This is a genomic window from Pseudomonas sp. PAMC 29040 (genome assembly GCF_003994535.1).
Taxonomy (GTDB): Bacteria; Pseudomonadota; Gammaproteobacteria; order Pseudomonadales; family Pseudomonadaceae; genus Aquipseudomonas; species Aquipseudomonas paraversuta.
In genome coordinates this window covers 55,017-76,924 of record NZ_RZAA01000006.1, presented here as the reverse complement: position 1 = coordinate 76,924, position 21,908 = coordinate 55,017, and the positions used below count along the sequence as shown (strand labels likewise).

The following is a 21,908-nucleotide window of genomic DNA, read 5'->3' as shown; positions in this document are numbered from 1 at the left end:
TAGACTGCAGGCCTTGCCCGTATTGATTCAAGGACTGCAATGACTCCGCGTACTGCCCTGGGCGCCCTGCATATTGGCGCATTGATGTTCGGCCTGACCGGCGTGTTCGGCAAACTGGCCGCCGCATCGGCCTCGATTATCGTGTTCGGCCGGGCAGGTTTTGCAGTGCTTGCCCTCGCCTGCTTTGCCGGGCTGGCCAGACACACGGTGTGGTGCAAGCCGACATTGCGCGACGTGCGCGGTCTGCTGCTCAGCGGCTTGCTGCTGGCCGGGCACTGGGTGAGTTTTTTCATCTCGGTAAAGATTGCCGGGGTGGCCATTGCAACCCTGGGCTTTGCCAGCTTTCCGGCGTTTACCGTGATCCTTGAAGGGCTGATTTTTCGCGAACGGATCCGGCTCAACGAAATCATCCTGGTGATACTGGTCAGCGTCGGGCTGATCCTGGTCACCCCGACCTTTGATCTGGCCAGCCAGGCCACCGAAGGCTTGCTCTGGGCGATTGCCTCGGGCCTGCTGTTTTCGTTGCTGTCCCTCAATAACCGGGCCTGCTCGGGACGGCTGCCTGCGGTGCAGGCGGCGATGTGGCAGAACGCCGTGGTTGCCCTGTGCCTGCTACCCTTCGCCGCGCCTGGCCTGGGTCAAGTGCGGCCATTGGACTGGCTGTGGATCGGCCTGTTGGGGGTGTTCTGCACGGGCGTGGCCCATAGTTTGTTTGTCGCCAGCCTGGCGGTGATCAAAGCCCGCACCGCCGCCGTAGTCTTCGCCCTGGAGCCGGTGTACGGCATCACCCTGGCCTGGCTGTTGTTTCACGAGACGCCGACCTTGCCCATGCTGCTGGGCGGGGTGCTGATCATCGTCGCGATTGTCGTGTCGAGCCGCATGGCCAGCGGACCTGCACCGGGCAAGCCCGTATTGGCGACCAACCCTCACTGAACCCGGTCGTTGTGCCCCAGATCACGTTGCGGATCAATTTGGTCGCGCACCCGTTGCTTGAGCACTTTAGCTTCGGGAAAGCCGCCATCCGCCTTGCGCTCCCAGATCTGCACGCCATCGCAGGTAATACGAAACACCCCGCCGGTGCCCGGCTGCAACGCCACCTGCGCCAGGTCATCGGAAAATGTGCTGAGCAACTCCTGGGCCAGCCATGCCGCACGGAGTAACCACTGACACTGCGTGCAATAGGTGATAACAATTTCCGGTTTGCTGACTGCCATGTTTCTCGGGCTCCTGAAGTGAAAGGCGCCGCTATAATAGCCACCTTTATCGCTTGCCCAGAGATTCATGATGCGCCGCCTGCTGATTTGCCTGCTTTTGTGTTTATCCCCGCTGGTACTGTTTGCCGCCGAAAATCCACATCCCAGGATCGGCCTGGTGCTTTCCGGTGGCGCGGCCCGTGGCCTGGCCCACGTCGGCGTGCTCAAGGCACTTGAAGAACAGGGCATTCACGTCGATGCCATCGCCGGCACCAGCATGGGCGCAGTGATCGGCGGCCTGTATGCCTCGGGCTACAAGATCGACGAACTGGAAAAGCTCGCACTGGGGATCGACTGGCAAGAAGCCCTGTCCGATGCTCCGGCCCGGGCAGACATCCCGTTCAGGCGCAAGCAGGATGACCGCGACTTCCTGGTCAAACAGAAACTCAGCTTTCGCGACGATGGCAGCCTTGGGCTGCCATTGGGAGTGATTCAGGGGCAAAACCTGTCGCTGCTACTCGAAAGCCTGCTGGCCCACAGCAGCGACATCCGTGATTTCGACAAACTGCCGATCCCCTTCCGGGCTGTGGCTACCGACATCGTCAATGGCGAGAAAGTGGTATTTCGTAAAGGCCACTTGCCTCAGGTGATCCGCGCCAGCATGTCGATTCCGGCGGTGTTTGCCCCCGTAGAAATCAACGGTCAACTGCTGGTCGACGGCGGCATGGTCGACAACATCCCGGTGGACGTAGCCCGCGAAATGGGGGTGGACCTGGTCATTGTGGTGGATATCGGCACGCCGTTGCGCGGGCGCAAACAGCTCAACACCGTGTTCGACATCCTCAACCAGTCCATCACATTGATGACCCGCAGCAACTCCGAGGTGCAGCTTGCGTCCCTGAAGCCGGAAGACATACTGATCCAGCCTGCGCTGGCCAGTTTTGGGGTCACCGATTTTGGTCGTTCGCAAGACATTATCAACGCTGGCTATCGCGCCACCCAGGCCCTTGAAAAACGCCTGGTCAGCCTGCGCCAGCCCGGGGACAAGCAACTCGATGCCGCCCGCTCACCTGAGGAGCGCACCCCGGTAATCACCGCGGTCAAGATCGAGAATGATTCGAAAATAGACGACTCGGTGATCCGCTATTACATTCGCCAACCGGTGGGTGAACCGCTGGACCTGGGCCGTCTGCATCGGGATATGGGCACGCTGTACGGGCTGGACTATTTCGAACAGGTGCAATACCGCGTGGTGCACAAAGGTCAGGACCGCACTCTGGTGATCAGCGCCCGGGGCAAGCGCAGCGGCACTGACTACCTGCGGCTGGGGCTCAACCTTTCAGACGATATGCGCGGCGACAGTGCGTTCAACATCGGTGCCAGCTATCGGGTCAACGGCATCAACCGGCTGGGTGCCGAGTGGCTGACGCGGGTACAAATCGGCGATCAGCAAGAGTTGTACAGCGAGTTCTATCAGCCACTGGATGCCGGCTCGCGGTATTTTGTTGCGCCCTATATCAACGCCCATTCGCAGAACGTGGAGTCAATCCTCGATAACGATCCAATCGCCGAATACCGCCTGGAACGCTATGGTTTTGGCTTGAATTTTGGTCGTCAGATCGGCAACAGCGGTGAAATCCGCCTTGGCGTTGGCGAGGCCTGGGGCGAAGCCAATGTGCGAATTGGCGAACGCGACTTGCCGAGCACCAGCTTCAATGAAGGCTTTTATGACCTGAAATACTCGTTCGATTCGCTGGATAACGTGTACTTCCCCCATGAGGGTGAGGACATCAGCCTGAGCGTGCGCCAATTTGAGCCGGGGATTGGCTCTGATGAGCGTTATCGCCAGTGGGAGTTTCATCTGGACAAGGCGTTGAGTTACGGGCCGAACACCTGGATTCTGGGCGGGCGCTACGGGCGCACGCTGGACAAGGCCAACGTGGTGACATCGAGCTTCTTGCTGGGTGGTGCACGACAGTTGTCGGGCTTCAGGGAAGATGCGATTTCCGGGCAAAACGTCAGTTTGATGCGCGCGGTTTACTACCGCCGCCTCACTCCACGTTCGTACTTGCCGTTTGATTTCCCGCTGTATGCCGGCGCGTCACTGGAGCGCGGGCGGGCCTGGAACAACGACAATGAATTCGACAGCGGCTACATCAATGCCGCGAGCATTTTCATCGGCTTCGACACACCGCTGGGCCCGCTCAACTTCAGCTATGGCTTTAACGATGATGATCAAACAGCGCTGTACCTGAATCTGGGCCAGACGTTCTAAGGAGTTCTAACCCTGCAGGAGCGAGCTTGCTCGCGAGCAAGCTCGCTCCTGCAGGGTTGTGATCAGTGTTTTTCGAGGTTATCCAGGATGCGCTGGTGAACGCGCATGCAGATGCGCTGCTCTTCTTCGTCTACGCCCACAAACAGTTCCTGGCGCAACGCAGTGGCAATGGCTTCGATCTGGGCGATCAATGGCCGGGCGGTATCGCTCAATACAATTTTCTTGGCGCGCCGGTCTTCGGCCACAGCATGACGCTGCACCAGCCCCTGAGCTTCAAGACTGTCAAGCAAGCGGGCCAGGGTCGGCCCTTCAACCCCGACACTCTGGGCCAGTTCGCGCTGGGTAGGCACATTTTCAAAACGCGCCAGGTGCAACAGCACCAGCCAACGTGCTTGCGACAAACCAAGACCAGCAAGACGACGATCCAGCTCGGCACGCCAGCCACGGGACATTTGGGCCAACTGCATGCCAAAGCGGTGTTGATCGGTTAAAGGCATAAAAAACTCAATGGTTAGACTGAAAAAGAGTGAACCTAATTGTTAGCCAGCTAAGCATGGAGCTTGCACATAGGCAAGACCTATAAGTCAATCAATTCGTTACATATCAATAACCAGCACTACATTTCGAACTCGGCCTGCAGTGCCGCACGCACGCAATACAGCACGCCTTCAGGTACCCGGCCTTTGAACTGCTCGGCAATGCTGGCCACACTTGGCAGCTCGCCCTCACCATCCAGGAACGCGTCCTGCACTTCGCCCATCAGCTCCTCGGGCAAGTCCAAAGCCTGCTCAAGGGACAATTCCTGACGGCCGATTGCTTCAGCCAGCATCGTATAAACGTTCTTTTCAGAACATTGCAGCTGCCCGGAAATCTGCAATGGCGTCATGCCGGCGCGGGCCAGGCTGATCAGCTCGTGACGGATGTCGGCCACCACTTTCGGGGTTTCGGCCTGCCCGCCCAGAACCTCGAGGAAGGCCTCGCCGTAGCGCTCCAGCTTGCGTGCACCTACGCCGCTGACTGCAGCCATCTCGGACAACGAGGTGGGCTGGCTGCGCAACATTTCCAGCAGGGTCGAGTCGGGGAAGATGACGTAAGGCGGCACCCCGTGCTCTTCGGCCAGTTTGCGCCGCAAGGCCCGCAGGGCCTCCCACTGCTCGCGCTCTTCGCCACGCACCAGTTGGCTGGCCGGGCTGGCGGAACTACTCTTGACCGTGGTTTGCGGCTTGAGCTCGCGGCGCAGTTCCAAAGTCACTTCGCCACGCAACAACGGCCGGCAGCTGTCGCTTAATCGCAAACCGCCGTAGCCTTCGATATCAATATCGGCCAGACCACGGGCCACCAATTGCCGGAACAGTGTGCGCCACTCGCCTTCAGCACGGGCTTTGCCGACACCGAACACCGACAAATGCTGATGACCCATGCTGCGGATTTTTTCGTTTTCGCGGCCCAGCAACACATCGATCAAATGACCTGTGCCATAGCGCTGACCCGTGCGATAAATCGCCGACAGCGCCTGGCGCGCAGGCTCGGTGGCATCCCAGGTTTGCACGCCATCCACACAGTTGTCGCAGTGCCCGCAGGGTTGCGGCATGTCTTCGTCGAAATAGGCGAGCAAGGTCTGCCGGCGGCAGCGAGTTTCTTCACACAAAGACAGCATGGCATCGAGCTTGTGATGCTCCAGACGCTTGTGCCGCTCATCTCCCTCGGAGTTTTGCAGCATTTGCTTGAGCATCACCACGTCTTGCAGGCCGTAGGCCATCCAGGCGTCGGCGGGCAAGCCATCGCGCCCGGCCCGGCCGGTTTCCTGGTAATACGCCTCAAGGGACTTGGGCAAATCCAGATGCGCGACAAAGCGCACGTTGGATTTGTCGATCCCCATACCGAACGCAATGGTGGCCACCATGATCAGCCCCTCCTCATTGAGAAAGCGCTTCTGGTTGGCTGCACGCGTCTCGCTGGGCAGGCCGGCGTGATACGGCAGTGCCGGGAAACCCTGATCACACAGGAACTGCGCCACTTCATCGACTTTTTTGCGCGACAGGCAATAGACGATGCCCGCATCGCTGCGGCGTTCGGAAAGGAAAGCCAGCAACTGCTTGCGCGGCTGCTCTTTAGGCACGATGCGGTAAAAAATGTTGGGGCGGTCGAAACTCGACAAAAACCGCTCGGCGTTCTGCAAGTGCAGACGGGTAACGATTTCTTTGCGGGTGCGCTTGTCCGCCGTGGCAGTCAGGGCAATCCGCGGCACATTGGGAAACACTTCGGCCAGTTGGCCCAGCTGCAGGTATTCGGGACGGAAGTCGTGGCCCCACTGGGACACGCAATGCGCTTCGTCGATGGCAAACAGGGCGATGTCCAGGCTCTGCAAAAACGCCATCATGCGCGGCTGTACCAGGCGTTCAGGTGCCAGGTAGAGCATTTTTATTTCACCGCGCTTGATCCGGTTCGCCAGGTCACGCTGTTGCTCGGCATTCAGCGTCGAGTTCAAGGCCGCTGCCGCCACCCCGAGCTCTTCAAGGGTTGCCACCTGATCGTCCATCAATGCGATCAATGGCGACACCACCACCGCCAGGCCATCGCGCAGGAGCGCCGGAACCTGGAAACACAAGGATTTGCCGCCGCCGGTAGGCATCAGCACCAAAGCGTCGCCACCACTGGCCACGCGCTCAATAATGTCACCCTGACGGCCACGGAAACTGTCGTAGCCGAAGATGTCCTTGAGTACGCGTTGAGCCTGTTCGAGCATAAAAACTCCAGAAATCGCCGAAACACCCCTGCACAAGCGGCATCCGGCGCGGCCTCAAGCTGATTCGAAAGCTCGGGCGCAGGGCGCGGGATCCGCTGCATTCACTGCAGGGCATCACAAAACGCGGCAGTATACCCGAGCACTCCCCCCCGCAGGGCGCTGTGATTGCACTACCGATCACCGGGAAGTGAGGCCAAATGTGCCCTGCGACTGGCCTGTACGCTCAAGAAAGCCTAGAATTCGTTATTGTTTATTTTCTAGGTAGTCCTTCAATGTCCTTCGCTGAGCAACTAACCCGCCTGCAAGTCTTCCTCGACGCCGACGAGCTGCATGACGAGGCGCTGGACTACGTGGCCACCCACGGTTTTCTGACAGCCCTTTCCATCTGCTCCGAAGCAGTACCTGAGCGCGAATGGATTGACGCCATCTTCTCTGAAGAAGCGCCGCACTACAAAGACGACGCCCAGCGTGCCGAGATCGAAGCCACCCTGATTCAACTCAAGGCCCACATCGCGCGCCAGCTGGCTTCCGACGAAGAATTCGAACTGCCTTGCGATCTGGATCTGGGCGACGAGCCTGATGATTCCGACCTGCGCGGCTGGTGCATCGGTTTTATGGAAGGCGTGTTTACCCGTGAAGCGGCCTGGTTCGAAACCGCCGAAGAAGAAGTCAGCGAAATGCTGCTGCCAATCATGGTGGGTTCCGGCCTGTTCGATGATCAGCCGGAGTTTGCAGACATCGCCCAGGATGCCAACCTGATGGACGACATGATCGTGCAGATTCCCGAAGCGCTGACTGCTTTGTACCTGCTGTGCAATGCACCAGACGAAAAACCGGCGATCCTCAAGCCTCGCCACCACTGATTCAGTGATTCAGCCCCCTGTCGGCAACCGTTCGCGGTTGCTGCGCTACGCACTGTTTGCCATCGGCTGGCTGAGCGTAGCGCTGGGGGTTATCGGTATCTTCCTGCCGGTATTACCCACCACCCCCTTCCTGCTGTTGGCTGCTGCCTGTTTCGCCCGCAGTTCGCCGCGCTTTTATCAATGGCTGGTCGAGCACCCACGGCTCGGGCCATGGATCCGCGACTATCTTGATGGCAACGGCATCCCCCTCAAGGGCAAGGTCTACGCCATTGGCCTGATGTGGCTGAGTATTGGCTTGTCCTGCTATCTGGTGCCTTTACCCTGGGCCCGGGGCTTTATGCTGACCAGTGCCGTGCTGGTGAGCATTTACATCCTGCGCCAGAAAACCCTCGAAAAACCCTGAGACACATCCAACACCTGTAGGAGCGAGCTATTGCCGTTTTGACAGAACAGATCGCGCCTACGGTTTTTATACGGTTTTATCGCCGTGGTTACGCTGATAGGTGTCCGCGCCCATCGCCTCGATCTGGCCCTCAATCAGCGCTTCAAACGGGCGCAATAAAGGCGCAAACGAGGTTGGCGCCTCCAGGATCTCCAGGGCCTGCACTATCGCTTCCAGGGTCGACAACGCCCCCGGCCCGGGAGCCTTGCGCAATCGGTAGCGCGATACCGCGCCTTCAGGCAGCGTGACCCTGGGCAGTTGCGCCAGCAACGGGTTCAGATGCAGTAGTTTGCGCGCCTTGCGCCACGTACCGTCCGGAACCACCAGCAGCCATGGCAGGCTTGCATCAGACGGCCTGGCAGTGCCGATCAGTTGCGCATCCTCTCCCGGGAACAACAACCGCGCCTGATATCCCGGAGGATTGAGCAAAGTGGCCAGATCCTCAAAGACCTCCCCTACCCGCAGCTCAGCGTTAAGCAGACCAAGATCCGCCAAGCGCGCCGTATTGAGCGCATGGCCGACCTCGCTCGGATGCTGTAACAGCAACACCCGGGTACGGCTGTCCAGCTGCGGGATCAAGGCGCACAGGCAATGGGTTTGCGGGCGCAAGCAGCGAGGGCATTGGGCTCGGGACATGACAATAAAATCTCGTTCAGGGTTGATTAAGCTGCGCTTTGAGCAGGTCGCGGAATGTTTGAATCAACGGCTCGCGGCTGCGACCACGGCGCACGATCATCGAAAACGGAGCCTGATAACCAAAGGTCGCCGGCAACAACACACGCAAATCCCCCTTCTCCACCCAGGGCTCGGCGTAGTGTTCCGGCAAATAGCCGATATAGGCGCCCGACAACACCAGAATCAGCTGCGCTTCCATGCTGTCGACTGTCGCCGCGCTGTGCTTGAAGCCGTGGCGCGCCAACTCGGCCTGACTCCAGTAACCGCGACCGACCATGCGTTGCTGAGTAATGACCGGCTCAGGAATACGTCGCTCAGCGAACAAAGGATGCCGCGTGCTGCAATACAGCCAGTGCTGCTCGCGATACAACGGCTGATAGACCAGACCGCTCATGCGCGTCGAGAACGCCCCGATGGCCAGATCCAGGCGGTTGTCCTGTACCCCGAGCTGTAATTCATACGGGCTCATCACTGACAGGTGCAGGTGCACCGCCGGGTGCTCCTGGCTGTAGTCGCCAATGGCCTGGGCAAAAGGCAGCGCTTTATCGCTGACCGTGGAGTCGATCACCCCCAGATTCAGGGTGCCGCGCAACTCACCCTTGAGCGCTGCGGCATATTGCTCAAACCCCTCCAGCTCGCCCAGCAGGCGCAATGTTTCCTGATGGAACAACTCGCCCTTGCTGGTGAGGCTGAACCCGCCGCGGCCGCGATGACACAGCACCAACCCCAGATTGGATTCGAGCTGGCTCATGTAGGTACTGATGGCCGAGGTAGACAGGTTGAGTGCCTGCTGGGCATTGGCAAACCCCTGGTGTCTGACCACGCTGGTAAAGATTCGCAATAGTTTTAGATCAGGTAAAGCGTTGGCCATGAAAAACTCACATGATTAGGCGGAACAAAAATCGCACTCAACCTGCAACAACCGGCTTGCCGGCGACAGCATTACCTCACACCTCTAAAAACCGGTTGTCTGCATCGCCGGCAAGCCGGCTCCCACATCAGTCCCCCATGTTTGACGAAGCAAATTCTACCCCGAGCCCCGGCATTAGTTTAGAAAAACATGAACTAAGTATTTGCCCATAGGGATTCTTCCCGCCTGCCTCCTTTCGCAGAATCCCTCGCCATACCCATAACAAACAACGAGGCCTCTGCCGTGGACAAAATTCTTCATCAACCATTGGGCGGCAACGACATGCCGCGCTTTGGCGGCATAGCCACCATGTTGCGCCTGCCCCACCTGCAATCGGCCAAAGGCCTGGACGTCGCATTTATCGGCGTCCCCCTGGACATCGGTACCTCGCTGCGCCCCGGCACCCGTTTCGGACCTCGCGAAATCCGTGCCGAATCGGTGATGATCCGCCCTTACAACATGGCCACCGGCGCCGCACCGTTCGACTCGCTATCGGTGGCCGATATCGGTGACGTGGCAATCAACACCTTCAATCTGCTGGATTCGGTGCGCATCATCGAAGAAGCCTACGACGAGATTCTTGAACACGACGTCATCCCGCTGACCATGGGCGGAGATCACACCATCACCCTGCCCATTCTGCGGGCGATTCATAAAAAGCACGGCAAGGTCGGACTGGTCCACATCGATGCCCACGCCGATGTTAACGACCACATGTTCGGCGAGAAAATCGCCCACGGCACCACCTTCCGCCGCGCCGTGGAAGAAGGCCTGCTGGACTGTGACCGCGTGGTGCAGATCGGTCTGCGCGCCCAGGGTTACACCGCAGAAGACTTCAACTGGTGCCGCACCCAGGGCTTTCGTGTAGTACAGGCCGAAGAGTGCTGGCACAAATCCCTGGCACCACTGATGGCCGAAGTCCGCGAAAAAGTCGGCAACGGTCCGGTGTACCTGAGCTTTGACATCGACGGTATCGATCCTGCCTGGGCACCCGGCACCGGCACCCCGGAAATCGGCGGCCTGACCACCATTCAGGCGATGGAGATCATTCGTGGTTGCCAGGGTCTCGACCTGGTGGGCGGAGATCTGGTAGAAGTCTCGCCGCCTTACGATACAACCGGTAATACCTCATTGCTGGGGGCTAACCTGCTCTACGAAATGCTCTGCGTAATGCCCGGCGTCGTGCACCGCTGAGGGTTGACCATGAGCCAACGCGATGAGGTTTTGCGTGCCGCAGCCGACCTGGTTTCGGCTTTTGCGCGCAATGATCGCGAAGCCTATTTCGGGGCGTTCAGCGCCGATGCCAGCTTCGTTTTTTATACCCTGGCCCAACCACTTCTGAGTCGCGATGCCTATCAGGCGTTGTGGGACAGCTGGCGCCTGGAGGAAGGATTCGAGGTGCTTTCATGCATCTCGAGCAATGCCTTTGTCAGCCTGCAAGGTGACGTGGCGGTCTTTGTGCATGACGTGGCCACCGAGCTGCGCATGCAAGGGGAGCAATTTTTTAGCCAGGAACGCGAGACCATTGTCTTCAAGAGGCAAGGATCCCGCACACAAGAACAACAAGGCCTGTGGCTGGCCTGTCACGAACATTTATCCGCTATGCCGGAAGGGCTGCCGCCCCCTTAGCCAATGTGACCGGAGCTGATCATGAATAATAAAAACAAGCAAAATAATGTGCGTCAAATAGAAACCCACGGCGTCGAGCAGATTCCGGACCATGAACGCAGCGCCAGACCCGGCGATTTGTTTCGCCTGATCTTCGGCGGCGCCAACACCTTTGCCACCGCCGTACTGGGCAGTTTTCCCGTACTGTTCGGCTTGTCGTTTCAGGCCGGGGCCTGGGCGATTGTGCTCGGCGTGTTGCTGGGCTCGCTGATTCTGGCGCCCATGGGCTTGTTCGGCCCGCTCAATGGCACCAGCAACGCCGTGTCTTCCGGTGCGCATTTCGGTGTGCACGGGCGGATTGTCGGCTCGTTCCTGTCGCTGCTGACCGCCATCGCCTTCTTCTCATTGTCAGTCTGGAGCTCCGGCGATGCGTTGATCGGCGGCGCCAAGCGCATGATCGGGGTTCCGGAAACCGACCTCAGCCTGGGCCTGGCCTACGGCGTGTTCGCGATTCTGGTGCTGACGGTTTGCATCTACGGCTTCCGCTTCATGTTGTGGGTCAACCGCATTGCAGTGTGGGCCGCCAGCCTGTTGTTCCTGCTGGGGGTCTTCGCTTTTGCCCCGGCATTCGACAGCCAGTTCGCCGGCAGCGTCGCACTCGGTCAGACCGGGTTCTGGGCGGCCTTTATCGGCGCTGCGCTGGTGGCAATGAGCAATCCGATTTCCTTTGGCGCATTCCTCGGCGACTGGTCGCGCTACATCCCCCGCGCCACCCCCAAACGCCGGATCATGCTGGCGGTGATTGCCGCTCAGATTGCAACCCTGATCCCGTTTCTGTTCGGCCTGGCCACTGCAACCATAGTGGCGAGCAAAGCACCGGACTATATCGCGGCCAACAACTATGTCGGCGGCCTGCTGGCCGTTTCCCCGAGCTGGTTTTTCCTGCCGGTGTGCCTGATTGCGCTGATCGGCGGCATGTCCACCGGGACTACTTCGCTGTATGGCACCGGCCTGGACCTGTCCAGCGTGTTCCCACGCGTGTTGTCACGGGTAAAGGCGACATTGCTGATAGGGGTCATGTCGATCGCCTTCATCTTTATCGGACGTTTCGCGGCAAATCTGGTGCAAAGCGTCTCGACCTTCGCCGTCCTCATCATCACCTGTACCACCCCGTGGATGGTGATCATGATCATTGGCCTGATCAAACGTCGCGGTTTCTATTGCCCGGATGACTTGCAAGTGTTCACCCGTGGCGAAAGCGGCGGCCGCTACTGGTTCACCCGCGGCTGGAACTGGCGCGGTCTGGGTGCCTGGATTCCCAGTGCGCTGGTGGGCTTGTGCTTCGTCAACCTGCCGGGCCAGTTCGTGGGGCCGCTGGGCAATCTGGCCGAAGGCATTGATATCAGCCTGCCGGTCACCCTGGGACTTGCGTCGCTGGTGTATCTGGCCCTGCTCAGCCTGTTCCCGGAGCCGGCTTCAGTGTTCGGCCCCCTCGACCCACGCAGCAAGCCCAAGACCGCAGCCGTTAACACCGCATTACCTCAAACCGCCTGACCGCCCCATAAAAAAAATAATTGGAGACTCGCCATCATGGCTTTAGATCTACTGGTCGTCCTGATCTACGCAGCAGCAATGCTGGTGCTGGGTTACTACGGCATGCGCAAGGCAAAAACCCACGAAGATTACCTGGTGGCCGGCCGTAACCTGGGCCCGACCCTGTATATGGGCACCATGGCTGCAACCGTACTCGGCGGTGCCTCCACCGTCGGCACCGTGCGCCTGGGCTATGTACACGGCATTTCCGGTTTCTGGCTGTGCGCCGCACTGGGCTGCGGGATCATCGCGCTCAACCTGTTCCTGGCCAAGCCGCTGCTCAAGCTGAAAATCTTCACCGTGACCCAGGTGCTGGAAAAGCGTTACAACCCCATGGCCCGCCAGGCCAGCGCAGTGATCATGCTGGCCTACGCGCTCATGATTGGTGTGACCTCGATTCTGGCCATAGGTACCGTTCTTGAAGTGCTGTTCGACTTGCCGTTCTGGATTTCAGTGCTGCTGGGCGGTGGCGTGGTGGTGGTGTACTCCACCATTGGCGGCATGTGGTCGTTGACCCTGACCGATATCGTGCAATTTGTGATCAAGACCGTCGGCCTGATGTTCGTCCTGCTACCGATCTGCCTGTACCGTGTCGGCGGCTGGGATGAACTGGTGAGCAAATTGCCCGCCTCGAACTTCAGCTTTACCAGCATCGGCTGGGACACAATCATCACTTACTTCATGATTTACTTTTTCGGCATCCTGATCGGCCAGGACATCTGGCAACGGGTTTTTACCGCCAAAACCGCCAAGGTGGCCAAGTATGCCGGTACGTTCGCGGGCTTCTATTGCATCCTTTACGGCCTGACTTGCGCCCTGATCGGCATGGCCGCCCATGTACTGATCCCGGACCTGGACAACGTCAACAACGCTTTCGCGGCCATCGTTAAGGTTTCGCTGCCGGACGGCATTCGCGGACTGGTGATTGCAGCGGCACTGGCGGCCATGATGTCGACCGCCAGCGCGGGCCTGCTGGCCGCCTCGACCGTACTGACCGAGGACCTGCTGCCCAAGCTGCGCGGTGGCAAGCAATCGAGCCTCAACATCAATCGTCTGTTCACTCTGTTGACCGGGTTTGCGGTGCTGGCCATCGCCCTGGTGGTAAACGATGTGATCAGCGCCCTGACCCTTGCCTACAACCTGCTGGTTGGCGGCATGCTGGTGCCATTGATCGGGGCAATTTTCTGGAAACGCGCCACCACTGCCGGGGCAATCTCCAGCATGAGCCTGGGTTTTGTCACTGCACTGGTGTTTATGTTCAAGGATGGTCTGGAAGCCAACACGCCGATTTACTACAGTCTGGCTGTAGCCTTGGTCAGCTTTGTGCTGGTAAGCCTGCTGGATAGACGCCCTGCCACATTGGCCAGCGCTATCTGATTGAGGTTTTATTGAAGGGGGTACGCGGGTCGTACCCCTTTTTTCGCAACAGCACCCTGGCCGCCTTGCAGCCAAGGATCAGTACAACGCATGAACGCCTGCGCAAACGCGTAATCGCAGCCTTAGCGACGACGCTGTGGCCGGCGACGCGGATCCTCGACAGGGATCGGTACGGGTTGCAGTGGCGGCTCGATCAGACCCAGCGCAACACCGACGTCATGAAGCCATGTTTGCAGTTTGTCTTTCATATATCCCCCTTGGGGTCACTCTGGCGACTGGAATTCTGTTGTCGCTTCATACAGATAATAGTCCTAACTCCTACAAGATGCTTGCTTAAGACCCATGAACTTTAGGCTAATCGAGCACATTTCTGATTTAAGCCGACGCCTTTAACTTCGTCGAAATAACATCGTTCGGCGGTCTCTGTGCCTGTTGCAGCGCTATCCACGCATTCAGGTTGGCGCCGGTCATGCCTTTTCGCCACATCAACCATGTTGTGGTACTGGCAAAAGGTTGTTTCAAGGGGTGTACGCCGACATTTTCATGCCCCGGCAAGCTGGCCAGCATCGATGCCGGCATCAAGGCCACACCCGAGCCCGCCACTACGCACGCCAACATCCCCTGATAGGATTCGATTTCCATCACTCGCCCCATGGCCGCACGGTCGCTTGCGTACCAGGCCTCAAGCCGGGCCCGATAAGAACAACCCTGGCGAAAGGTAAAGACTTCGCGCCCCTGTACATCCCGGGCCCGGGTAACAGGCGGATGATCCAGATCGCTGATCAACACCAGACTCTCATCGCAAAATTCGATACCGTCCAGCCCGGCCAGCTCCAGCGGGCCGTCCACCAGCGCTGCATCCAGACGCCCGGTCAATAACCCTTCCAGCAATTCGCCACTGGGAGCCGACTGCACGTGCAGGTTCACTGCCGGGTAGGTACGGTGATAATGCGCCAGCATGCGCGGCAAATGAGTTGCCGCCGTGCTGTACATCGTCCCCAGGGTAAATTTGCCGCAGGGCACCCCGCCCTGTACCGCACTCAAGGCTTCATCGTGCAGGGCAAACAGGCGCGCAGCGTAATCGAGCAGCACCTTGCCCGCCGGGGACAACTGCAGGCGCTGGCGCTCGCGCATAAACAATTCGACCCCCATCTGCTCTTCCAGTTGCTTGAGTCGCGTCGACAGATTGGAGGGCACACGGTGCAGACGCTCAGCCGCACGGGTGATGGAACCTTCTTCGGCCACGGCCTGAAAAATCCGTAATTGACTGAACTCCACGCCATTCTCCAAAACAGAACAAGTAGGTCACTATTATTCATTTTTAAGGAAAGTCAATCTCCTCTAGCCTGACGGTCAATGCCTTCTCTTGAGGAAACAGCTGCATGTCGCCCTTCATTCGCCTGCTCGCCAGCTTTATCGCGCTCATCATGGCCATGGGTATTGGCCGCTTTTCCCTGACCCCACAACTGCCGCACCTGATCAGCGAGGGCCAGATTGACCTGACCGGCGCCGGCCTGATCGCGGCCGCCAACTATCTGGGGTATTTGCTCGGGGCACTGGACGCCATCCGCGCCAAACGTCCGGACCAGGTGCAGGGCCGCCTGCATGCCGGGCTATGGCTGTGCGTAGTGCTGACCCTGATTTCAGTCCTGGCCCAGGGCTTCTGGCCGCATCTGCTGTTGCGCTTCGGCACAGGGATTGCCAGCGCCTGGGTCATGGTGATGATCACATCCCTCAGCCAGCACCTGGCCGTGACCGCCAATCGCCCACGCCTGGGGGCGCTGGTCTTTGCTGGCCCCGGGGTGGGTGTCCTGCTCACAGGCTTGCTGGCTCTGGTTGCAAATCTTTGGGGACAAAATTCGGCCACGCTCTGGCTGATTTACGCCGCTGCGGCACTGATCATGGTGCTGGCGATCCTGCCGATACTGCCGCAACCGGCCACCCTGCCGGCTGCAACGCACATCTCGCAGCCAGACACCCGCCAGCCCGGGATTGGCCGCCTGGGAGCGATTTATGGGCTGTATGGCCTGGGCTATATCATCCCGGCGACATTCCTGTCACAGATGGCCAGTGCCCAATTTCACGGGCAATGGCAAGCAGACTTGTTCTGGCCCGCCTTTGGATTGTGCGCAGCCATTGGTGTCGTGCTGATCAGTTTGCGCCGCCCCACACCCGGTACCACGGGCTACTGGTTGATGGGCGGGCTATGGATACAAGCACTGGGGGTGCTGGCGTGCCTGCTGCCGAGCAGTACCGGCCTGGCGCTGGGGGTAATCCTGTGCGGGACGCCGTTTTTAGCCTGCATGCCGCTGGTCATGCAGCGCTCCAGGGAGCTCGCCCCTCACGCAACGCAGCGTAATGCAGCCTTGCTGACGGCCTGCTTTGCCGTGGGACAACTAGCCGGGCCATTGCTGGCCGCGCTCAGCAGCCATTTCAGTGGAACCCTGCACCCCGCGCTACTCATCGCTGCCAGCGGACTGATGCTGGCCGCAATGCTGGCCTGGCGCTCGGTCAGTGTCCCAGCAGTGCCCGCAGCCTGCGACGCATCCACTGCTCCGCGCTGACAAAGGTGATGCCGAGCAGCACCAGCACTGCGCCCACCACGAAATTGAAGCTCAAGGGCTCGCCCAGAATCAGCACCCCGAACGTGACTCCGAACAAGGGCGTCATAAACGAGAACACAGCCAGATTGGAGGCCATGTAGCGCTTGAGCAGCCAGAACCACACCAGGTAGCTGAAGAACGACACCACCAGCCCCTGGAACAGAACGCTGGCCACCGCCACGCCGGTAAGGCTGACATGGCTGATCTGTCCGCTGGCGGCGGCAATCACCAGCAGCCCCACAAAGCCGACAATCAGCTGGTAGAACAGGGTCAGCGTGACCGGCGCCTCGGATAACCGGGAGCCACGCACCACTACCGTGGTCGCGCCCCAGGCCATGCCCGCCAAAATACCGTAGGCGTCGCCCAGCAACATGTTGCGATCCATGTCGGCAAATGAAATCCCGCCGGCAAAGGAAAAAGCGATGCCCAGAAACGCGAGGAAAATACCCAGCCACTGCAGCGGCCGCAAACGCTCGCTTGGCAATAACCAGTTAATTCCCAGCGCAGTGAAGATGGGCGCGGTATAGAGAAACACCGACATATGTGCGGCGCTGGTCAGTTGCAGGCCTTCGGCAATAAAGAAGAACTCGAGCCCGAACAGGCTGCCCGCCAATAATCCGCCGCGCCAGGTGGATGGAACCTGGTCCCACCCGCCCTTCCAGCAGATCAGCAGACCCACCAGCAGCGCCGCAATGCCGGAACGTGCCGCGGCCTGCATCACGGGCGCGATGTCAGGTGCTGCCGTTTTGATCACGACCTGTTGTACACCCCAGATTAGGCACAGGCCCAACATGACTTGCAGTGCGAAAGCATCCGTTGCTCGCCGCGTAACACTCATAGCACCACCTGAAAAAACCACGCCCGGGAAAGATCAAAAAACTCATTGCTCAGGTTTTACCGACCAGGCTCAGGTCGCCAGCTTGCGGGCCACCCAATAACCCGACAGCGAAGCAAGACAGGTCAGTAACCCGCCCCATGCCATGTCCATCAAGGCCAGTTGCGCAGACCAGCCCTGCAGGGTCGCCCAGTTGCTCATGTCATAGGTGCCATAAGCCACCAGGCCGAAGAAGGCACCGCTCAGCGCGGCCCTGAGCGCACTGCCCCGGCCCAGGGCCGGCAGCACGACAAAGAACACCAGGCCCGCCACGTACAGCAGGTAGAACGCAACAGCAGGCCCCCACTTCGGCTGCGCCAGCATCAGCGGGCCCAAAAGCTCCTTATAGGTAGAGCTCATGAGCACGCCCAGCCAAAGGCCGTCGAGCACCAGAAAAGCCAATAACGCACCGGCATACGCCCATACAACTCTCCTCATGTCGCGGCCCCTTGTGCTGGATCAGATCAGTTCGATGCGGTCCGGGTGAATCGCAATTTTGCCTTCCTTGTACAACGCGCCAATGGCTTTTTTGAAGTTGCCCTTGCTGACGCCAAACAGGTTGCTGATCGCTTCCGGTGCACTCTTGTCGCTGACCGGCAACACACCGTTGTTATCGCGCAACTTGCTGAGGATCTTCGAGTTAAGGCTGCTGGCAGCTTCTTGCCCGACCGGCTGCAGGCTCAGGCTGATCTTGCCGTCAGCCCGAATTTCCTTGATGTAGCCTTTTTCTTGCTTGCCGGCCCGCATGAACTTGAAGATTTCGTTCTTGTGGATCAAGCCCCAGTGCTTGTTGTTGATCACGGCTTTGAAGCCCATGTCCGTGGCTTCGGCCACCAACAGATCAACTTCCTGCCCCACCTGATAGTTCGGCGGGGTTTTGTCCAGGTAGCGGTCCAGACGCGCAGTGGCAGTGATACGGCGCGTGTGCTTGTCGAGGTAGACGTGTACCACGACGTATTCGCCAGCGGTCATCTGGCGTTTTTCTTCGGAATACGGCAACAGCAAATCTTTCGGCAGACCCCAATCGAGGAAAACACCGATGCTGTTAACTTCAACCACTTTAAGACTGGCAAACTCGCCAACCTGAACTTTTGGTTTTTCCGTGGTGGCAATTAACTTGTCAGCACTGTCCAAATAAACAAAGACGTTGAGCCAGTCTTCGTCTTCACTTGGAATATCTTTGGGAATATAACGGTTGGGCAACAGGATTTCGCCGTCCGCCCCGCCGTCCAGATACAAACCAAAGTTGGTGTGTTTAACCACTTGCAAACTGTTGTAGCGACCGATTAAAGCCATGTTCAATACCCTCATTACGTGGGCGGCATTCTACCCGAGTTTAGGTGTGCGAATTGGAGCGCCGCGGCCCGGCAGGCAAAAAATCTGTGACAGGCATGATTTATCAGGGTTTTTTTCCTCTGCGGGGGTGCCACTCGTCAGCCTGTAGGCGGCTGCCCCGCGCGCGCCCTGCGCCCCGCTCAGTTTCTAAAACCCTGATGTAGTGAATTAAAACAGCGAGTTAGGGAACTATTAGAGCTTCAATCAGATTGATCAATACCACCGCTTATTATTTTAGGAAGATATTTAACAAGCAATTGTCAAGCATTTCAGGTACTATCGCTGGCCAAGTTATTTTCTACAGGTCAATAGCCGCCATGCGTGTAAAAGCATCCGCCAGCAAAGCAAAGCCAGCTCCCGCTGTTGAAACCAGTGATTCAATCAATGCGCAAATTGAAGCATTCTTGAAATCCGGCGGCGAGATTCAGCAAATCAACAAAGGCGTCAGCGGCCAGACTTTTGGCCCGTCCAAGCAAATCACGCTCGGCAAAAAGTAATACCCCTCGCGTCATCTGGTCCTCAGGCGCTTTGCCTTCCAAAGCGCTAGGACTATCGAAGCAACCCCCGCTGCAGCCGCCTTATCCAGCCCCCCCAGCAAAAATAGACGAACGGCAATCAATCGCCGGCATTCATCCGTATCCTCTAAAGCCTCTAGATCAAGCCTTCCAGCCATCAGGGAGTGAACCATGCTGACACAGGCGTTACTGCTGGCCGGCACATTACTGGTCAGCACCATGGCCAATGCACAGGTATTTTCCCGGGAGCTGGGCGACTTTGACCTCAAGCTGGCCACCCAGCCAAGTCGCACCATGGCCCAGGGCCTGGTCAAGCCCACCAGCTCCGGCTCGACCTTCCATGGCGGCCTGGACCTGAGCCATGACAGCGGCTGGTATGCAGGGCAATGGGCACCGACCATGGGCATAAAGCCTGGCAGCAACCTCGAAGTTGATTCCTACCTGGGCTACAAACATCCTTTCGACCAGACCCTGAGCTACGAGCTGGGGATGATTCACTACAGCTACCCCAAACTCAACGAGCTCGACAGCCAGCAGATTTTTGCCGGCCTCACGATTCTGGGCACCCGTTTTGGCGCAGCGTTCAGTAACGATCCGGACCGCAAGGACAGCACCCTGTTTGCCGACCTCGGCGTCAACCAGCCTTTTGGCATCGGCATCAGCTTGAAATACACCACCCACCAACTGGGCACACCGGTATCCATTGCCGATGGCAGCAGTATCCACGCCTTCAATGACTGGTCAGTGAAGTTCTCGCGCCCCTGGATGGGCATCGACCTGAACCTGATCTATAGCGACTCTAGTCTCGATGGCGGCGAATGCTCGGCATACTCCGGGCAAAACAGCCAGTGCGACGGGTTGCTGACGTTCAAGGCCGAACGGACATTTTACTGATACTGGCTGGCACAACGCCGAATCAAGCAATTTGAACCTTGGCTGCCACGCCATCAAAGGTGTCCGGATCCAGCGCATCTTCTTGCTCGTCCAGTACCTGCAGCGGATGGCTGTTGCCCGGGATACTGCTGTCGATCAGGCTTAGCAGGCTGGCGCCTCGCGGGGTCAGGATGAAGTTCTCGCCATTGCCACCCTCATCTTCCGGACGCGTTTCGATAAAGCCGCGCTTTAGCAGCAAGGCTTCATAATCGGCAGCTTGCATCTTCAGATCATCCAGATTGCCAATCGGTTGCCCGGCGGCAGCTTGAGCAGCCGCGAGCTGTTCGGCATAGGCACGCGGCGCAAAATTTTCACCGGCGCTATTTTGCACTTCATGCAGCAGACGTTCGATCAGTGGCCAGTTGTAGGTAGTCATCAGCTTTTCGCTCCGTACGGTTCGATGAAATGAGCCCTCATCTGTAGTGACCGGCGCAGCGGGTGGACGTTCAGCTTTATGGCCGACCGGTGACCGGGCACTGACGAAACAGCATAAAGATGCCATCGCGAGCAAACCTTGCACCTGCCAGCACAAAAAAACCCGGCCTGGGCCGGGTTTTTTTGAGGTTACGCCTGGGCTTTATTCAGCGGCCGGGGCTTCTGGCTTGCGACGCTTGAGCGGTGCCATACCGTCCTTGCTGACCAGCGACAGGGCGTCGGTCTTGGGGCGGTTAGCGATTTTACGCTTGGTCGGGGCCTTGGCTCCGGTCTTCTTCTTGACGCCCTTGGCGTCGGTCTTTTTCTTCTTCACGCCAACGGCTTTGCCCGAGGCCTTGACGTTTTTCGGTCCGCCGTAGGTGCCTTTGACTTCCTTGATGGTGCGGCGTTCGAAGCTTTGCTTCAGGTAACGCTCAACGCTGGACATCAGGTTCCAGTCGCCGTGGCAGATCAGCGAGATCGCCAGACCATCATTGCCCGCACGGCCGGTACGGCCAATACGGTGGACGTATTCGTCGCCGCTGCGTGGCATGTCGAAGTTGATCACCATGTCCAGGCCGTCAACGTCCAGACCACGGGCCGCCACATCGGTGGCCACCAGAATCTTGACTCCGCCCTGCTTCAGGCGATCGATCGCCAGCTTGCGATCCTTCTGGTCTTTCTCACCGTGCAAGACGAACGCCTTGTAATCCTGAGCCACCAGGCGACCGTAGATACGGTCAGCCATGGCACGGGTATTGGTGAAGATAATGGCTTTTTGGTAAGTCTCGTTGGCCAGCAGCCAGTTAACGATTTGTTCTTTGTGCTGGTTGTGATCAGCGGTAATGACTTGCTGACGCGTAGTGGCGTTCAGCTGGCTGACCTGGTTGAGCTGCAAATGCTCGGCATTGTTCAGAACCTTGCCAATCATCTCGCGCAGACCGGAACCACCGGTGGTGGCCGAGAACAGCATGGTTTGCTGACGGTTCGGGCACTCATCCACCAGACGCTGAACGTCTTCGGAGAAGCCCATGTCGAGCATGCGGTCGGCTTCGTCGAGTACCAGCACTTCAACTTCTTTCAAGTCGAGGTTGCCGGCATTCAATTGCTCGAGCAGGCGACCCGGAGTACCGATCAGGATGTCCGGCACCTTGCGCAGCATGGCAGCCTGCACCTTGAAGTCTTCACCACCGGTTATCAGACCGGACTTGATGAACGTGAACTGGGAAAAGCGCTCAACTTCTTTCAGCGTTTGCTGTGCCAGCTCGCGGGTCGGCAGCAAAATCAGCGCTTTGATGCTCACGCGGATTTTCGCTGGACCAATCAGGCGATTAAGGATCGGCAGAACGAAAGCAGCGGTTTTGCCACTCCCGGTTTGAGCTGTAACCCGCAGGTCACGCCCTTCGAGCGCGAGCGGGATAGCCGCTGCTTGCACAGGCGTAGGCTCGACAAATTTAAGCTCGGCCACAGCTTTAAGCAGGCGTTCGTGCAGGGCGAAATCGGAAAACACGGGTGCTACCTCGAAGAAATACAAAAAATCAGCGGCATAGAT

General features: G+C 58.6%; 23 protein-coding genes. 11 read left to right on the top strand and 12 right to left on the bottom strand.

The window, feature by feature from the left end; all coding sequences use genetic code 11:
- The first annotated feature begins 39 nt into the window (after nucleotides 1-39).
- Entirely contained in the window at nucleotides 40-933 is an 894-nt protein-coding gene (locus WG29040_RS12470) for a DMT family transporter (protein WP_003441727.1), read from the top strand.
- Here WG29040_RS12470 and WG29040_RS12465 read toward each other — a convergent pair.
- Nucleotides 927-1,214 carry a SelT/SelW/SelH family protein gene (locus tag WG29040_RS12465; protein WP_010656454.1) on the bottom strand — a complete coding sequence of 96 codons (288 nt, stop codon included), beginning with the start codon at nucleotides 1,212-1,214 and terminating at the stop codon, nucleotides 927-929. The two genes, WG29040_RS12470 and WG29040_RS12465, sit on opposite strands and share 7 nt — an antisense overlap.
- 70 nt (nucleotides 1,215-1,284) lie before the next feature.
- Between WG29040_RS12465 and WG29040_RS12460 the strand changes: the two genes are divergently transcribed.
- Complete coding sequence (locus WG29040_RS12460) at nucleotides 1,285-3,468, top strand: patatin-like phospholipase family protein (RefSeq protein WP_127196360.1); 2,184 nt, start codon at nucleotides 1,285-1,287, stop codon at nucleotides 3,466-3,468.
- Between the two features lie 62 nt (nucleotides 3,469-3,530).
- On the opposite strand, the gene WG29040_RS12455 is transcribed toward WG29040_RS12460, so the two are convergent.
- Nucleotides 3,531-3,965: a MarR family transcriptional regulator gene (locus WG29040_RS12455; RefSeq protein WP_003441722.1), complete on the bottom strand. Its 435-nt coding sequence runs from the start codon at nucleotides 3,963-3,965 to the stop codon at nucleotides 3,531-3,533.
- 119 nt (nucleotides 3,966-4,084) lie between these two features.
- On the bottom strand, nucleotides 4,085-6,214 hold the full coding sequence (gene recQ, locus WG29040_RS12450; protein WP_127196223.1) for a DNA helicase RecQ: 2,130 nt from the start codon (nucleotides 6,212-6,214) through the stop codon (nucleotides 4,085-4,087).
- Nucleotides 6,215-6,486: 272 nt separating this feature from the next.
- On the opposite strand from recQ, the gene WG29040_RS12445 reads away from it, so the two are divergent.
- Both WG29040_RS12445 and WG29040_RS12440 read left to right on the top strand, forming a co-directional pair.
- A complete protein-coding gene (locus WG29040_RS12445) occupies nucleotides 6,487-7,077 on the top strand; it encodes a YecA family protein (RefSeq protein WP_003441718.1) in 591 nt (196 codons plus the stop codon).
- Between the two features lie 4 nt (nucleotides 7,078-7,081).
- On the top strand, nucleotides 7,082-7,480 hold the full coding sequence (locus WG29040_RS12440; protein ID WP_177412973.1) for a YbaN family protein: 399 nt from the start codon (nucleotides 7,082-7,084) through the stop codon (nucleotides 7,478-7,480).
- Nucleotides 7,481-7,546: 66 nt separating this feature from the next.
- Here WG29040_RS12440 and WG29040_RS12435 read toward each other — a convergent pair whose 3' ends face one another.
- Together WG29040_RS12435 and WG29040_RS12430 are read right to left on the bottom strand one after the other, a co-directional pair.
- Nucleotides 7,547-8,155, bottom strand: coding sequence for a tRNA-uridine aminocarboxypropyltransferase (locus WG29040_RS12435; RefSeq protein ID WP_010656457.1), 609 nt, complete (start codon nucleotides 8,153-8,155; stop codon nucleotides 7,547-7,549).
- 16 nt (nucleotides 8,156-8,171) lie between these two features.
- Nucleotides 8,172-9,065 (bottom strand): LysR family transcriptional regulator, encoded by an 894-nt coding sequence (locus WG29040_RS12430; protein ID WP_003441713.1) that lies wholly within the window; start codon nucleotides 9,063-9,065, stop codon nucleotides 8,172-8,174.
- Nucleotides 9,066-9,347: 282 nt separating this feature from the next.
- Here WG29040_RS12430 and speB point away from each other — a divergent pair, with 282 nt between their 5' ends.
- The 4 genes from speB to WG29040_RS12410 are packed head-to-tail and all read left to right on the top strand — an operon-like array spanning nucleotide 9,348 to nucleotide 13,682.
- Nucleotides 9,348-10,298, top strand: coding sequence for an agmatinase (gene speB, locus WG29040_RS12425; RefSeq protein ID WP_003441711.1), 951 nt, complete (start codon nucleotides 9,348-9,350; stop codon nucleotides 10,296-10,298).
- A 9-nt stretch (nucleotides 10,299-10,307) separates the two neighbouring features.
- A complete protein-coding gene (locus tag WG29040_RS12420) occupies nucleotides 10,308-10,733 on the top strand; it encodes a nuclear transport factor 2 family protein (protein WP_003441709.1) in 426 nt (141 codons plus the stop codon).
- Nucleotides 10,734-10,754: 21 nt separating this feature from the next.
- Nucleotides 10,755-12,266 (top strand): cytosine permease, encoded by a 1,512-nt coding sequence (locus WG29040_RS12415; RefSeq protein WP_003441707.1) that lies wholly within the window; start codon nucleotides 10,755-10,757, stop codon nucleotides 12,264-12,266.
- 36 nt (nucleotides 12,267-12,302) lie between these two features.
- Nucleotides 12,303-13,682, top strand: a complete 1,380-nt coding sequence (locus WG29040_RS12410) for a sodium:solute symporter (RefSeq protein ID WP_003441705.1) — start codon at nucleotides 12,303-12,305, stop codon at nucleotides 13,680-13,682.
- 122 nt (nucleotides 13,683-13,804) lie between these two features.
- Here the strand turns inward: WG29040_RS12410 and WG29040_RS24530 are convergent, their stop codons facing one another.
- Nucleotides 13,805-13,930, bottom strand: a complete 126-nt coding sequence (locus tag WG29040_RS24530; RefSeq protein ID WP_003441703.1) for a PA1414 family protein — start codon at nucleotides 13,928-13,930, stop codon at nucleotides 13,805-13,807.
- 127 nt (nucleotides 13,931-14,057) lie between these two features.
- A complete protein-coding gene (locus WG29040_RS12405) occupies nucleotides 14,058-14,960 on the bottom strand; it encodes a LysR family transcriptional regulator (protein ID WP_003441701.1) in 903 nt (300 codons plus the stop codon).
- Nucleotides 14,961-15,064: 104 nt separating this feature from the next.
- On the opposite strand from WG29040_RS12405, the gene WG29040_RS12400 reads away from it, so the two are divergent.
- Complete coding sequence (locus WG29040_RS12400; RefSeq protein ID WP_003441699.1) at nucleotides 15,065-16,246, top strand: MFS transporter; 1,182 nt, start codon at nucleotides 15,065-15,067, stop codon at nucleotides 16,244-16,246.
- On the opposite strand, the gene WG29040_RS12395 is transcribed toward WG29040_RS12400, so the two are convergent.
- The 3 genes from WG29040_RS12395 to WG29040_RS12385 all read right to left on the bottom strand — a co-directional run bounded on the left by WG29040_RS12395 (nucleotide 16,194) and on the right by WG29040_RS12385 (nucleotide 18,455).
- Nucleotides 16,194-17,123 carry a DMT family transporter gene (locus WG29040_RS12395; protein ID WP_003441696.1) on the bottom strand — a complete coding sequence of 310 codons (930 nt, stop codon included), beginning with the start codon at nucleotides 17,121-17,123 and terminating at the stop codon, nucleotides 16,194-16,196. The genes WG29040_RS12400 and WG29040_RS12395 overlap by 53 nt on opposite strands.
- Nucleotides 17,124-17,192: 69 nt before the next feature.
- A complete protein-coding gene (locus tag WG29040_RS12390; RefSeq protein WP_003441694.1) occupies nucleotides 17,193-17,597 on the bottom strand; it encodes a DUF2177 family protein in 405 nt (134 codons plus the stop codon).
- Nucleotides 17,598-17,618: 21 nt separating this feature from the next.
- Nucleotides 17,619-18,455, bottom strand: a complete 837-nt coding sequence (locus WG29040_RS12385) for a S1 RNA-binding domain-containing protein (protein ID WP_003441692.1) — start codon at nucleotides 18,453-18,455, stop codon at nucleotides 17,619-17,621.
- Between the two features lie 356 nt (nucleotides 18,456-18,811).
- Between WG29040_RS12385 and WG29040_RS12380 the strand changes: the two genes are divergently transcribed.
- Entirely contained in the window at nucleotides 18,812-18,991 is a 180-nt protein-coding gene (locus tag WG29040_RS12380) for a hypothetical protein (protein ID WP_003441690.1), read from the top strand.
- A gap of 189 nt (nucleotides 18,992-19,180) precedes the next feature.
- The gene (locus tag WG29040_RS12375; protein WP_003441688.1) at nucleotides 19,181-19,903 is read left to right on the top strand and encodes a TorF family putative porin; all 723 of its coding nucleotides are present in this window, start codon (nucleotides 19,181-19,183) and stop codon (nucleotides 19,901-19,903) included.
- Nucleotides 19,904-19,925: 22 nt separating this feature from the next.
- Here the strand turns inward: WG29040_RS12375 and WG29040_RS12370 are convergent, their stop codons facing one another.
- Both WG29040_RS12370 and WG29040_RS12365 read right to left on the bottom strand, forming a co-directional pair.
- A complete protein-coding gene (locus WG29040_RS12370) occupies nucleotides 19,926-20,318 on the bottom strand; it encodes a hypothetical protein (RefSeq protein ID WP_003441686.1) in 393 nt (130 codons plus the stop codon).
- A 201-nt stretch (nucleotides 20,319-20,519) separates the two neighbouring features.
- Nucleotides 20,520-21,866 (bottom strand): DEAD/DEAH box helicase, encoded by a 1,347-nt coding sequence (locus WG29040_RS12365; RefSeq protein ID WP_003441684.1) that lies wholly within the window; start codon nucleotides 21,864-21,866, stop codon nucleotides 20,520-20,522.
- Nucleotides 21,867-21,908 lie beyond the last annotated feature (42 nt).